The organism is Paenibacillus sp. OK076 (genome assembly GCF_900110055.1).
Classification (GTDB): domain Bacteria; phylum Bacillota; class Bacilli; order Paenibacillales; family Paenibacillaceae; genus Paenibacillus.
Genome location: NZ_FOCH01000008.1, coordinates 97,366 through 112,144, shown reverse-complemented (window position 1 = coordinate 112,144; position 14,779 = coordinate 97,366). Strand labels below are relative to the sequence as shown.

The following is a 14,779-nucleotide window of genomic DNA, read 5'->3' as shown; positions in this document are numbered from 1 at the left end:
GACCCCTACCCGGTCACTCCTTTTTCTCCGATCATTTCTTATCCGGTTTCCTGAGACTAATCTGTTGAAACCAGCTTCACGGTTTGAATTTCATATGGCTTGAACGTCAGCTCAAACTTCCCATCATGACAAGCTAGTGGTCTAATTTCATCCTCCAACAGATTGACTACAGACGTCTGTATACACGCGTCAGCCCATTGAACCTGAACCGTTTCTCTTCCACCAGATGACTCATAGAAACGAAGTATCGTTCCCGTGCCATCTTCGGAAGCCTTGATTGTATCCAGAATAACATGTTCACTATGGAAATGAACCCAGCTATGTTCTGCCGGCAATGTGCCAGAGTGTCGTTCACTCGCAACAACCCGAACCGGGTGGTTTAGTTCCATCGCACGTCGTACCACACCCGCTTCCCGCCAATCTCCCTGATGCGGCAGCAGGGAATAGATAAATTCATGCTCACCCTGGTCAGCATGTTCATCCGGCCATTTTGGAGCACGAAGCAGGGAAAGACGGATCGTCTGATCCTTGATGTCATATCCATATTTACAATCGTTCAGCAGGCTTACACCACTGTTGCCCTCGGAGATATCCGCCCAGCGGTGACCACACACTTCAAACTGGGCCTGCTCCCAGCTGGTGTTGTTATGGGTTGGTCGCTCCAGCGCACCAAACGGAATTTCGTAGGCTGCCTTGGCTGATATCAGATCAACGGGAAAAGCCACTTTGAGCAGCTTATGGCTCTCCGCCCAGTTCACCTTTGTCTTGAAATCAACACGTCGCTGATGACGATACAGGATAATATCCTGGTGAATCTCCGACTCGTTTAACTTCCAGTGAAACCGAAGGATATCCTGCGTTACTCCACGCTGTACTACTTCTTTGGAGATCAGCTCTGCCACTCCTGCTCGCTGCGATTCAAACCGCGGATCAATATCCCAAGCATCCCAATACGTTGGCCTGTCATGGAAAAACTGTAACTCATTCGCTTTATCGCCCGGCTTCAGCCACTCCCGTTGCATGGATTTGTCATACCATCTGGTGATCTCTCCTACATCGTTAAATTCAAGCGTGTAAAAGTCCGTTTCCCAGACAGAAGGGAAAGATTCATCCTGTTTCAATGCAGGCAGATTGGCATCCGGTTCATGGCGTAGCCATAACGTTGTATATCCAAAGGCCGGAATAGATCGGACATAGACTGACAATGTCAGCACGTCTCCATTTGCCTCCAGGTCACTCGGCAGACGAATACCCCGATGGTCGAACGCTGCTATACCGCTCAGTTTCTCGTCGCCTGTAATCGTAATGACTTCTCCCCGCTCCCAGCCTAGGCTATTAAATACAACATAGGGCAGACCGTCGAAGCCATCTGTCGCAATGCGGTCCTCAATACGGCCAAGAGTACCATCCATAGCCGATGTCCCCAGAGCCAATACTTTCGTATACTCTTCCGTAGATGTTACGTATACTTCGGGAATGGACGTGCCCGGGATAATATCATGGAATTGATTCAGCATAATCAGCTTCCAGCCTTCATCCAGATCACTTTTCGACTGAGCTGCTTCAACTCCGGCAAACTGCCCCCAGATTTCCGCTTCCCGATACAACACCTCCGCTTTGCGATTGCTCCGTTTGTTGCGCGCATGGGTTGTATAGGTTCCACGGTGCAGTTCCAGATATAAGTCGCCATGCCATTGGGGCAGCTTAGGATTGTTGTTCGAAATTTCTTCGAAAAACGCGCCAGCTGTACTGAAATTGCTGATGGGCTGCCCAACCATGAAATGGGATCGCTCTGCGAACGCAACCATTTCGTTCGTTACCCCTCCTCCACCATCGCCATGCCCATACAGCAGCATTTGCTCGGGGTGTACATCCTTCTGCTTGTAGGATTGCCAGTGCTCATCGACATCCTTGGGCCGGGTATGTTCATTCACTCCATGATTGAGATACGCAAGCACCGAGGTGCCGTCAATGCCCACCCAGTGGAACAGATCATACGGGAAAACGTTGGTATCATTCCAATTGAGCTTGGTGGTCATAAAATAAGGAATATCAGCCAGCTTGAGCAGTTGTGGCAGCGAAGCACAGTAGCCAAACGTGTCAGGAAGCCACTCGATGTTTGAACGCTTGCCGAACTCCTCCTGATAAAAGTTCTGCCCGTATAAGATCTGCCGCACCAGCGACTCGCCACTCGGAATGTTCAGATCAGGCTCTACCCACATGCCACCAACTAGTTCCCAGCGGCCTTCGGCAATTCGGGCTTTGATTCGTTCGTACAGCTCTGGATAGTGTTCTTTCACGAATGCATACAGCTGCGGTTGACTCTGCGAATACACGAACTCCGGATACTCATCCATCAAAGTACACATCGTGGAGAAGGTGCGGCTGGACTTGCGCACGGTCTCACGCACAGGCCACAGCCAGGCAATATCGATATGGGACTGCCCAACCAGATGCATGAATCCGTCCCGGTACTCTTCCGGGTCTTCCTCCTGCACCGACTGTGCGAGCCATTCTTCCCAATGCTGCACCCACGCCGCTTCACTCCAGCGCTCCGGTTCGTTGTACATCTTATCCATCACCTGATGAATATCCCGGATAAGACGGGTGCGCTTTAAGTCTATCTCCGGCAATGCTCTGAGTGATTCTGCAAGTACCGTAATGCTATACATTAGACTCTGTAAAGGCGAATTAACACGAACCAAAGCGGCTCGGATGCCCTGAATTGGCGGCTGGATGACCGCCTGTCGATTCAAGGGGTCATGTGGTTCCGGTATGGGATCATATAGCTCAATCTCCAGCAAAGGCGTAGTTCCCACACGGCTCTTCGGTAACGGTACATACCCATGATTGCGATCCAGTCCGTGATAAGGCATACCATTTACCCTTAGCAGCCCTTCACCCCCGGCCTCGAAGATCAATCCGACCCCATCTTCCTCCCAATTAGCCGGAATCTCTACGATTTTGCTCAGAAAATAAGTCGTTCCATGGTTGCTATGGAGCGGATTCAAGCTTTGAACAGCCGCATTCTCCTGTTCATACTCATATTCCCCTGGCCGGATATACTTGGCCTTCTGCATCTGCCACTCCGGAAGCTCAAGGGTATCCTTCCATTGCTGCTGAGCCAGATCTTGAATGAATCGCTGAATTCGAATCATACCTCCACCCCCACCTTCTGGATGTGTAAACTACAAGCAGCCCAGTCTCTAGAGCTGCTGCCAACCATCAGTTTGAATTCACCTGGCTCCACAACAGGCTGAAGACGGGAGTCGACCAGCTCCAGATGTTCTTTTTGCACAGGGAACGTCACCGTCCGGGTCTGTCCCGGCTTCAGATGAATTTTACGAAATCCCTTCAGTGAAATTTCGGCTCGGGTGACCGAAGCTGATACATCCGTAATATACAGCTGCACCACCTCATTTCCTGCAACCACTCCCGTATTTGTGACCTCTACCTGCACCTCGGCTTCATCGTCTGGTCCGACTACTTCCGGCACAACTCTTACATTCTCGTACTTGAATTCCGTATAACTCAGCCCAAAGCCGAACGGATATTGTGGTACCAGATCTGTCTCTAGATATCGCTTACCCCGAGTGCGTTTGGCATTGTAGCTGACCGGAAGCTGACCTACATGCTTGGGAATGGAGACGGTAAGACGACCAGATGGATTCACATCACCGAACAGAATATCTGCAATAGCGTTGCCTCCCTCCTGCCCCGGGTACCACGCTTCCACAATGGCATGGGCATGCTCATCAATCCATGATTCAGCAATCGGCCGTCCGTTAATATATACGACAATAACCGGTTTCCCCAGCTTATGTACTTCCTGCACCAGTTCCAACTGAACCCCCATCAGGTTCAGAGACGAGCGGTCTATCCCCTCGCCGCACTCCATATCGTTCCATGGATCATCCGTAACAACGGATGCCCCCGTCCGCAGATCAATGGTCCCTTCGCCAAAATCCCGGCTACTTGACCCTCCCATCACCATAATGATGGTGTCTGCTTCTTCAGCACAGGCGAGCGCTTGCGCAAAGCCCTCTCTGGAATCCCCTTTGATCCGGCAGCCTGGTGCGTACAGCACCTTTCCGGTGTCAGCACCAAGCTTGCGCGTAATCCCATCCAGCACCGTAACGATCTGTCCTCTCGGCTGCGGCGAGGTGTAGTCGCCAAGCTGGTTGTAGACGTGGTTCGCATTTGGGCCAATGACCGCCAGTTTTGTACCTGTTTTACCGAGCGGAAGGGTGTTGTCTTCATTTTTGAGTAAAATGATTCCCTCTTGCGCGACTTTTCTCGCCAGCTGAATATGTTCTTCACATCCGATCACCTGCTCTGCAAAGTCAGGATCAACGAAAGGTTGTTCGAATAAACCTAGTCTGAACTTCATCTCCAGCACCCGCCTTACCGCTGTATCCAGATCCTGCTCTTCAATTAATCCTTGCGACAGGGCCTGCCCGAGATGCTTACGGTACATGTACCCGGACATTTCCATATCCACCCCTGCCTTAAGCGACTGAGCGACGGCCTGCTCCCCGTTCTCCGCGGTGTTGTGTCCATTGACGAGCATCTGAATTGCACCAAAGTCAGTAATGATAAATCCGTCAAAACCCCATTGCTCGCGCAGCAGATCATTCAGCAGATACGAACTCGACGTACAAGGCACACCATCAATCTCGTTATACGCTGTCATGACAGAACATGCTCCGGCTTCCACTGCTTTCTTGAACGGCAGCAGATCCACCTCGTGCAGCTCTCTCAGTCCCATATGCACCGGAGCAGCATTGCGCCCACCCTCCGAGCTGCCATAGGCTGCAAAATGTTTGAGTGTCGCCACAATCGTCCGATTGGAATCGAGCCGGTCACCCTGTAAACCTTTTATCGCTTCAACCGCCAGTTCACCGATCAGGTATGGATCTTCGGCAAAACATTCCTCCGTCCGTCCCCATCTCGGGTCCCGTACGACATCAAGCACAGGCGAATATGTTGCCGCTCCTCCCTGGCTCCGAGTCTCCACAGCAATCGCTTCACACATCTTGCGGTACAATTCCGTGTTCCAAGCACTTCCTACTGCTAACGGCACCGGGAATACGGTTGCCCCAATGGCCATATGCCCGTGAGAACACTCTTCCCCGAACAATATGGGAATTCCCAGCCGGGAGTTCTCCATGGCATACCGCTGAATTTCATTAGTGGCAACAGCTCCTTGCCTAGGGGTCAGGCCAGTCTCCAGCGTCACTTCCGTCCAGGGATCAGCACGAAGTGCTCCATACAACGACCCAATCCCGCCCTCTGCGATGTCCTTTTTAAACTCATCTGTAACCTGAACCGTACCATCTGCTTTCTTCACATAAGTCTTCCACCCCATCGGCTGGATCAGCTGTCCTATCTTCTCCTCCGTAGTCATCCGCCCGAGCAGATCTTGGGTCCGCTCCTGAATGGGAAGCGAAACATCTTTATAGTCCATATGCACATTCTCCTTATGAGTTCGGCTTAGTCTGGTGCATGGGCTCACATGGCTTTTCGGTAGTCGCTAGGCGCTACACCCACCACATTCTTGAACGCCCGATTGAAGGAATTGTAATTCGTATACCCAACTTCCTCACTGATCTCCTGAATGGCCTTATCCGTCTCCAGCATGAGCTGCTTCGCCTTCTCAATACGGTGACTAATCAGAAGATCCACGAACTTCTCACCAATTTCGTCCTTAAACAGCTTGCTTAAATATTTTGGATTGATATCAAATAGATCACTTAGATAATTCAGTGACAGCTCGGGGTTGTTGTAGTTCTGTTCAATATACTTGCGAATTTCAAGAATATGAGATCTATGTTTTCTGGAGCAATGAAGCGTCTGCATCTCATCAGCCAGCTCACGGAAACCTTCCCAGCACAGCGCGCGTAAATCATCCAACGTCTCCCAACCTTCCAACCTAGGAAGAAGTGGTGTAAATACAGATGCCCATCGCTCCTGATACTCTCGTGGAAGTTCTGCGAACTCCCGGTTATAGTGCTGGAACAGCAATTGGACCGTATTCATAATCTCCTGGCGGGAGAGCACGGATTTATGGATCTGTTCGAACAAGCGGTCAAAATGCTTCTCCCACACATCTTCCGAGAGTCGCATCGCCTGCACCAGCAAAGAGATCGTCTTCAGGAATTCATACACATCATTGGTTGAGTTCGGTACCTCCCCGCATGGAATGATCCGATTCATGCCGAGCACAGCCTTGTATTCCAAGGCATGCACCGCCTCCTTCAGCGAAGCTCTCAGACCACGGACATCCACTGCCACTCTTCCAATACCAATGGTTACGGTGAAGTTCAAATACTGCCCAACCCTGTCCAGATAACCGGAGAGCAGTCTCTGCTCGGTTTCCCCACCTTTCTCCATTTCGGGAATCCAGAGTATGGCATACAGACGCTGATCCGATATCCACTCTGCCCATACTTCGGTGCCCTCGTGCCTTGCACTCTCCTGCAGAATGCTGGATAACACAAATTTCAGGAGGGATTGATCCTGATTGTGGTACTCCTCCATGAACCGGGAATACTGATCGATCTCCACCACCATTACAGCCCATCGATTCTCTAACTGCGGGAGCTTGAACCTGCTCATCTCCGCTGTAAGTTCACTACCGGTAAAGTCCCGCGTACCCTCCAGCAGCTCCTGAAATAAATATTTCTTCTGCAAAATCAGGTTCTCTTCATGCTCCTCCTGATATTGCTTGGTTTGATCAATCATTCGCTCCAGCGTAGTCTGGATAAAACGGAACTCGTTATCCTTCGTATAACCCGCCCCTGGCTGTTTCTGCGAAGCCACCGTCTCAATCAACGTGACAATCTGCTGGATGGGCTTGTAATTTCTACGTGTCACATAGATCACCCATATCACACCAATCAGGACAACAGCAACGGCAAAAACAAACCAGATATTATAAAATTTCAGGGCAAATTTGACGATCTTGCCATTATTCAGTCCCGTCTGTACCTTCCAGCCGCTGTAGCTGGATGTAAACTCGGAGAATACTTCACCTGAGTCTGTTTTGGGAGAAACCGCCGTAATTCCATCCTGAATTCCTCCGTCCCACAGATTGCCACCGGAGCGATTGAAGATATTCACGAAGGTGAATTCAGGGTCATACATCTGCATGATGGATTTCTGCAAGGTCGGCAGATCGACGTTAACAACCACAAGACCCGTGCCGTTTCCGACACCGCGAATGAGTGTAATGACCTGTTTTCCTTCCTCTGTCGGAAATGCCTTAAAGGATCTCGCCCCCACCCACTTTTGCGTTGCCGCAGCACGACTGTCTTTAATAAACGCTGCATCCGGGAATTCCTCAATCGGCACTGCCTTGCCGTTGCTGAATACCGTATCGTCGTTGTATCTCACCAGATATATGGAATCAATCAGCGGATACTCTATTTTTAATTCATCAATAACCTGGACTGCTTGAATTCCGGCATACACATCCTCGCTTCCGGTTACCGAATAATAATTTTTCAGGTTGGGATTGGTCAAAATATCACGCAGCACCTTGAAGTCAATGGAACGTAGTGAATTGTCCAAATATTGCGTTACCTGTGACGCCAGAAATTCATTGGCCTTGAGTGCTTCTCTCCGGTTCTGTTCATTGAATACCTGAAAGAAGATAATAAACAGGATTGTGGTCACGATAAAAAAAACAGGCAAATACGATAGCAGCAAACGTCTAAACCAACTGTTGTTCATCTCCGAGGCCCCCCACCACTGTTTATACGCATGAGCATTTTGCATAATCTGGAATGACAACCGCGCCAATCTGGTCGCTAATTTTCCATAAATATTCAGTAAATTATATCGGATGAAGTGGGGTTGTCAAAAGGAGAAGACCGTCCCGATTCCTGTGTTGGCATCGGGACAGCCTCATTCATGAATCCATCAAGCTTTATTGATTCTTCTCAATCGCACGCTGGTAAATCTCAAGGTAATTGCTGAGTCCCAGACCATCAAAACCTTTCACGTACGCGCCCCATTCCTTATCGATGCTCTTGCTGCCGATAATGAATTGAGCCATATTGGTCATCACGTAATCCTTGACGGCTGTCGTGAGCTGCGCAGCGGTTTCTGTATCTTCAGGACGGATAAATACGTTCGCAGGATAGACTTCTTTTGGCGCATAAGGTTCATATACATTGGTTGCTTGCGCTAGACGTGTACCGTAACCCTCCGCTTCCAGTGGGTTCTGACCTTCTGCAAACAGATTGCGGAACGTATTGGACAAGTCATGTGCTCCGATCTGTGACCAACTCTCGTTGACTACAACATTTGGGTCACGCTCAGGCAGGTTGTAGTAGCTGTATTTGGCAGGCTCACCATTGATGTTTTTCTCATCGGCATCCGCCTTCTTCCAGCCTTTTCCTTCGGTCGGCCCGTACTCTGCATATAAAGCGCCTTCTTCACTGAACATATAATCTACAATTTTGATCGCGGCGATCTGTTGTGCTTCGGTCGCTTTATTGGTGATGGCGAACTCAAACTCACCTACGCTTTGCGTAGCGCCTGTCGTCTGCACACCATCTGGCCCTTTCAGTGGAGGCACGATGTCCCAGTGCTGGTGGCGGGTGATATCTTTGTCATATGTGTTCACGAGGTAGCTGACCAGCGCTGTCGTAATGGAGCCGACCACTTCATCGCCTTCCTTGTTACCCAACTGCCCGATTGCCTGATCGTTCTGTGTGAAGGAAGCCGGATCAATCAGGCCTTCTGCATACAGCTTATGCATGTACTCCAGCCCTTTTTTCCACTCTTCCTTATTCGCTGCAAAATCAACCTTGCCATCATTCACGATCAGATATTTATCGTTGTCATTATAGATAAAGCTGTTCATTAAATAGGCATCGATGTTGCCGTTCCACACGTACTTGTTGGGTGCACCCGTGAGTGGAATCTCATCGGCTTTGCCGTTGCCATTCGGATCTTGTTCCTTGAACGCCTTCAGAACCGTGTAGAGTTCTTCTGTCGTGGTAGGCATTTTGAGACCCAGATTGTCCAGCCACTCGGTGTTAATCCAGTATTTCTGAGCGTACGTACAGTGGTAACATTCATTGAAAATCGGCAGAGCGTAGATGTTGCCATCCGGCGCAGTTACCGCTTCTTTGAAGTACGGCTTCTCCTCCATCATCTTGGACAGGTTCGGACCGTACTGCTTGATCAGATCCTGCAGCGGGAGGAACACGCCCTGTTTTCCGTATGTTTGAAGGTCTGAGGTCGTGAACTTGCCATGGAGGAACACTTCGGGATAATCCCCACTCGCCAGCAGCAACTGTCTGCGGTCTTGCAGAGCGTCCGTCGGGGCCAGATCCCATTTCAGGGTAACATCGAACTTGTCTTCGATAAATTTGGTGAACTCATTTTCTTCCATGGACGCTTTACCTTGTGGGGCAAAGAAGGTCATCGTTACCGGGCCACCGCTCTCCCCGCTACCGTCGCTCCCTGTACCCGCATCCTCGGATGAACCACATGCGGACAACAAAGCCATCGAAGCAAAGACCAGAAACAACATCGAAATCCAAGATTTTTTCAATCTGACTCCTCCTTTTTGTTGAAAACGGCATAACATTCTGATTGCGTACTCGTGTTAAACCTTATCCCGGAAGCCGGAGTGTTCCCCCACCTCCTTTCAAGTGACGTAACGGACGCAGATGACAAAGATCATCCTTTGAGCGAGCCAACCATAACCCCTTTAACAAAATGCTTCTGCACAAACGGGTACATGATGAGAATAGGAATACTGGCAACTACGATCAGTGCGTATTTCAGGACCTGCTCGAACCCCTGATCTCTTAGCTGCTGGCTCGTATTGGCCAACATTGCTGGGTCTGCGGCGTTTAGAATTAGCAGATTGCGCAGCACATACTGGAGTGGGAACAGCTTCTCGGAACGAAGATAGATCAGGGCATCAAAGTACGCATTCCAGTGGCCCACCGCATACATCAGGGTCATGACCGCCAGAATCGGCTTCGATAACGGAAGAACCACGCTGATCAAATACCGGATGTCCCGACATCCGTCCATTTCCGCCGCCTCCCCCAGCTCTTCCGGGATGGAAGACTGGAAGAAGGTTCTCGCTACGATGACCTGGAACACGGCGAGCGCCCCTGGCAGCCACATCGCCCAGCGAGTATCCAGCAGATGAAGGTCTTTCATCAAGAGATAGGTTGGAATCAGACCGCCATCAAAGAACATCGTGATCATCATGAAAATAATGATGGCTCCCCGTCCGTAAAACGACTTGCGCGATAGCGGATACGCGAGCATGACCGTAAGCGCCACATTGATAAATGTGCCTACAACGGTATAGATGATCGTGTTGTAGAAACCGAGCATGAGCTGCTGGCTTTTGAAAATGGAGATGTAGGCCTTGATGTTAAAGTCTACCGGGAACAGCCACACCTGACCGGATGTAACGGCACGCGAGGAGCTGAACGAAGAACTGATGATATACAAGAGCGGGTAAAACACCGTTAGAAGTATGGCGAACAGAAAGATATAGTTGAATGTCATGAAGATACGGTCACCGAGCGGGTCCTTGATCCGGTTACGATTCATCAGGTTGAACATGGATGAGCTCCTCCTTTACCACAAGCTGTTCTGGGATACTTTGCGGGAAATGCCGTTGACGATAACCAGCAGGATCAGGTTGATCACGGAGTTGAACAATCCTACTGCCGAGGAAAAGCTGAAGTTGGCCCCGATTAGACCGACCTTGTACACATACGTAGAGATGACTTCCGATGCACTCGTGTTGAGCGGGTTCTGCATTAGATATATTTTTTCAAAGCCCACGCCCATAATGCTACCCAGACTTAGAATCAGCATGATGACGGTGACTGGTACGAGCGTTGGAAGGTCGATATGCCAGATTTTACGAAGCCTTGAAGCGCCGTCCATCTTCGCTGCCTCATAGAGGGATGGATCAACGCCAGCGAGAGCCGCGATATAAATGATCGATGAATAGCCCATGCCCTGCCATACACCCGACCACACATAGATGGATTTGAAGTATTCGGGAATGCCCATAAAGTTGGTCATCGGGAAACCCAGGAAGGTAAATAGCTTGTCTACAACACCCACATGCGGTGACAGCATCAGAATGATAATGGATACCATGACGACTGTGGAGATAAAATGCGGAGCATACGTGACCATTTGGACGGTCTTCTTAAAGTAACCTGTTCGGATCTCATTCAGCGCGAGCGCCAGCAGGATCGGAATGGGAAATCCGGCGAGTAACGAGTAGAAACTGATCCCAATCGTATTCTTGATTAGCAGCCAGAAGTTCGGGGATTCGAAAAAGGCTTCAAAGTGTTTCAGTCCAACCCATGGGCTGCCCCAGATTCCTTTGACGACACTAAAGTCTTTGAAGGCAATCTGTACACCAACCATTGGAATGTACTTGAAGATCAACAGATACAATACGGGAGGAAGCACCAATAGATAGAGCTCCCAATGCTTCTTCAGGCTTCTGATAAATGGATGCTGTCGCTTGGGTTCTGCGTAATTCTTTCCTTGCTGGAGCTCCACCGGTGCAGGTATGCTTTCCGTAGCTCGACTCATTCGCGTCACTCCTTCTACACCTTAAGTGTAATAATACATTACATTTACATCCCTTAAACATCCTTTTCTTTGACTCTTTTTTCTGTAACAGCGTCATCCGTGTGAAGATTAATGTCAGGTAACGCTTTCTTAAATCGATAGTACCTTGAGCGGTGTTCTTTTATCAATTTGCAATTTTCTCCCACCTCTCCTTATTCCCAAAACCCTTGCCGGACAAGGGGAAATCGTCCTTTAGCATAGGTATATCGCAAAAAATCACCAACCCAAAAAATCCCGAAGGACTGTAAAAGTCCCCCGGGATTTGAAGTGTAGATTTATTGGTTTGTGAACAATCTGAACGTCAGCGTGATAGGTGCTACTTCTGTAACTGCCGCTTGTGGCAACTCTACAGCAAGTCCATCTTCCGTCCTTTGGAATGACAGCACATCATCTGTGCCGACGAGTTCAATTCGCTCCACCTTTTCCATATATGGAATGATCACCTGTGATTGTACTGCCTCGTTTTCGCTTCTGTACAGACGGAAGGCATACGATACGTTGAGATCTTCCTTACGTGTAAAAGCCCACTCTCCTGTGAAGTATGGTCCACAAATCCGCGTGCCATAGATGCCCTCCCCGTGAGTGCCGATCCATTCTCCGAGGGCTTTAATGCTTCGGACTGCCCCTTTTGGAAGACGTCCGTCCGGTTGTGGTCCCACATTCAGTGCCAGATTACCGCCCTTGGATACGACCTCAAGCAGAATATGCGCTAACTGTCTTGCTGACTTATACTGATCATCATATCCAAACGCAAAGGAATTGCCCACCGTGATGCAGCTCTCCCAAGGAATATTCATTGGATGATCAGGGATGGTCTGTTCCGGAGTTACGATATTCTCATACGGTCCACCTACTGTGCGATCTGCTGCGAGGAGCCACGGCTGAGTTGTTTGACGTGCCCGCTCCACCACTTCTCCCAATCGGATATCCTGACCGTGACGGCCTTCACGTACCCAGCCTGCATCCAGCCACAGACATTCGATTCGTCCGTAGTTGGTCAGCAGCTCCATAATTTGCTCATGCGTGAACTCCACGAATTTCTCCCACAGCCATGGATACGCTTTCGGATCATAGGATGGTCCACGCCACATATGGCTTCCCCGCTCCATGCCAGGTGTCCAGTAATATGGCGTATGCCAGTCCGCTTTGGAGAAGTAAGCCGAGATGCCAAGTCCCTTGGCACGAAAAGCATCAAAAAGCGCCCGGCAAATGTCCGCATACTTATGGGTATGAAAAGGAGTATCCTTGCCCGTGATGCGATAATCGGTGGTATGTGTATCCCACATGCAGAAACCATCATGATGTTTAGTGGTAAACAGGAAATATTTGAACCCGTTATCAGCGGCCATCTGTGCCCACTCTTCAGGCTGAAAGCGAATGGGATTGAAGGTTTTGTTGAGATCAAAGTACTCCTGCTTGAAATGCTCCATGTCGTCAGTCCAGTCGATATCATTGCGCGACCAATCGCCATCCTCGTCACTTAGCGCCCAGGACTCCACGAGTCCAAGCTGAGAATAGGGACCCCAATGCATCATCAGCCCCAGCTTCTGATCTTTGAACCACTCCAGACGTTCATTCAGCAACGGATCTTCAGGCTTCACCCATTCCTCTTCTTTGCTAAAGTTGTGCACTCCGGCTTCGACAACCTGCTCTTCCTGTTCCAGCACCGTATCTTTGGTTTCGCTCATCCCGTTCATCTCCTTTGGATTGGATGTCATACGCTGAATAAATAGCATTACACTGGACCACTGCGCGGTCAAAACAATCTTCCGATCGCTGTTATCCCCAGATTTTTTCGATTCCCTTTCCTAAGGGGAAAATCCGGGGATAAAGGCGAGCGCTCCGCTTCTTCAGATTCGTTCTGCCCTCTCCGTTATTGTGTAAATATTTCGTTCAACTAAGAAAGACATATTAAGCCCAGTCATTTCGATTGCAGTGCATTCTTCAGATTGGTTCTAACTCCATTTTGGCGAAATGTTGGTTCAACAAGTATAGACTTGTTAGACCTCACTACTTCGAGCGGCGTTGCCATTTTCGGATCGCAACAGCATATTTACAGTGAAATCTCTCGTCCTTCTCGTGCGGACTCGTAGATGGCACAGAGGATTTTCATGATTTCAACGCCATCCTCAACGGGGCTTAGCGTCTCTTTGCGTCCTTGGGTACTGTCGATAAAATGATTGACTTCATTACGGAAAGAACCTGCGAAATCAAGGGATTTGAAATCCACCTGTGGCGTCATGTTCAAAATGGTATCGAATTTCTCACCAATCAGTGAAATTTCCGGTTCCAGTTCAGCTCCACCTTTATCGCCATAGAGTCTGACCGAAGTTTCATCCTGCTTCGCGTGCAGTGTGAAGCTTACATCCACCAGCAGGCTGGCCCCGTTCTCGAAACGAATCAACGCATTCGCCATATCCTCTACGGTGTTTTTGTTCGCATCATAGTCCGCTGCCTGGTAGAACGACAGATTACGGATATTGGCACGGTTACCCAATCGATTGGAGACATTCGCGGACACGGTTTTCACCTTCGGTTTGCCCATCAGGTACCAAGAGATATCAATAATATGCACGCCAATATCGATCAACGGGCCGCCGCCAGAACGTTCCACATCTGCAAACCAGCCGCCCGGATTTCCCAAACGCCGCAGACAGGATGCCTTGGCATAATAGATCTCTCCCAGCTCGCCTTCATCAATGAACTTCTTCAGGATCTGCGCATTGTCACTATAGCGGCGTACAAAGCCAACTTGAAGCAGCTTTCCACTGCGATGAACAGCCTTCTCCACCTCCAATGCATCTTCTACCGTCTGACAGAGCGGCTTCTCGCAAAGTACGTTTTTACCCGCATCCAGAGCAGCAATGCTGATCTCGGCATGTGTATCATTCCAGGTACAGATGCTGACCGAATGGATTTCAGGTAATCCCAGGAGCTCTTTATAATCCGTGAATACATGAGTAGCGTTATATTTTTTCGCCGCTTCCTTGGCACGTGCTTCATTCAGGTCGCATATGGCGTATATTTCAACTTCGGGATTGCTGTCATACGCTTGTAAATGAAAATCGGAAATAGATCCTGCACCGATCACGGCAATTTTAAGTTTGGACATGGATTTTCCCCTCCATAATAAGTTGAA

Annotated in this window: 8 protein-coding genes; all 8 read right to left on the bottom strand. The window is 49.4% G+C overall.

Translation table 11 applies throughout. The features are described from left to right. Nucleotides 1-56 precede the first annotated feature (56 nt). The 8 genes from BMY78_RS30645 to BMY78_RS30610 all read right to left on the bottom strand — a co-directional run bounded on the left by BMY78_RS30645 (nucleotide 57) and on the right by BMY78_RS30610 (nucleotide 14,752). Nucleotides 57-3,158, bottom strand: a complete 3,102-nt coding sequence (locus tag BMY78_RS30645) for an alpha-mannosidase (protein ID WP_090905068.1) — start codon at nucleotides 3,156-3,158, stop codon at nucleotides 57-59. Next, a complete protein-coding gene (locus BMY78_RS30640; RefSeq protein ID WP_090905066.1) occupies nucleotides 3,155-5,467 on the bottom strand; it encodes a glycoside hydrolase family 3 N-terminal domain-containing protein in 2,313 nt (770 codons plus the stop codon). The genes BMY78_RS30645 and BMY78_RS30640 overlap by 4 nt, the downstream gene beginning before the upstream one ends. Before the next feature lie 44 nt (nucleotides 5,468-5,511). Further along, nucleotides 5,512-7,734: a helix-turn-helix domain-containing protein gene (locus BMY78_RS30635; protein WP_177185929.1), complete on the bottom strand. Its 2,223-nt coding sequence runs from the start codon at nucleotides 7,732-7,734 to the stop codon at nucleotides 5,512-5,514. A 196-nt stretch (nucleotides 7,735-7,930) separates the two neighbouring features. Beyond that, nucleotides 7,931-9,568, bottom strand: coding sequence for a type 2 periplasmic-binding domain-containing protein (locus BMY78_RS30630; protein ID WP_090905062.1), 1,638 nt, complete (start codon nucleotides 9,566-9,568; stop codon nucleotides 7,931-7,933). Nucleotides 9,569-9,696: 128 nt separating this feature from the next. Then, nucleotides 9,697-10,605, bottom strand: coding sequence for a carbohydrate ABC transporter permease (locus BMY78_RS30625; protein WP_231952803.1), 909 nt, complete (start codon nucleotides 10,603-10,605; stop codon nucleotides 9,697-9,699). Nucleotides 10,606-10,620: 15 nt separating this feature from the next. Continuing rightward, nucleotides 10,621-11,601, bottom strand: coding sequence for an ABC transporter permease (locus tag BMY78_RS30620; protein WP_090905060.1), 981 nt, complete (start codon nucleotides 11,599-11,601; stop codon nucleotides 10,621-10,623). 314 nt (nucleotides 11,602-11,915) lie between these two features. Then, nucleotides 11,916-13,328, bottom strand: a complete 1,413-nt coding sequence (locus BMY78_RS30615) for an alpha-L-fucosidase (protein WP_090905058.1) — start codon at nucleotides 13,326-13,328, stop codon at nucleotides 11,916-11,918. A gap of 365 nt (nucleotides 13,329-13,693) precedes the next feature. After that, nucleotides 13,694-14,752: a Gfo/Idh/MocA family protein gene (locus BMY78_RS30610; RefSeq protein ID WP_090905056.1), complete on the bottom strand. Its 1,059-nt coding sequence runs from the start codon at nucleotides 14,750-14,752 to the stop codon at nucleotides 13,694-13,696. Nucleotides 14,753-14,779: the final 27 nt, after the last annotated feature.

Bases quoted from the DNA above. Each gene is read 5' to 3' on its own strand.
- BMY78_RS30645 (WP_090905068.1), bottom strand. From the start codon at position 3,158: ATGATTCGAATTCAGCGATTCATTCAAGATCTGGCTCAGCAGCAATGG.
- BMY78_RS30625 (WP_231952803.1), bottom strand. From the start codon at position 10,605: ATGTTCAACCTGATGAATCGTAACCGGATCAAGGACCCGCTCGGTGAC.
- BMY78_RS30640 (WP_090905066.1), bottom strand. From the start codon at position 5,467: ATGGACTATAAAGATGTTTCGCTTCCCATTCAGGAGCGGACCCAAGAT.
- BMY78_RS30635 (WP_177185929.1), bottom strand. From the start codon at position 7,734: ATGAACAACAGTTGGTTTAGACGTTTGCTGCTATCGTATTTGCCTGTT.
- BMY78_RS30620 (WP_090905060.1), bottom strand. From the start codon at position 11,601: ATGAGTCGAGCTACGGAAAGCATACCTGCACCGGTGGAGCTCCAGCAA.
- BMY78_RS30615 (WP_090905058.1), bottom strand. From the start codon at position 13,328: ATGAGCGAAACCAAAGATACGGTGCTGGAACAGGAAGAGCAGGTTGTC.
- BMY78_RS30610 (WP_090905056.1), bottom strand. From the start codon at position 14,752: ATGTCCAAACTTAAAATTGCCGTGATCGGTGCAGGATCTATTTCCGAT.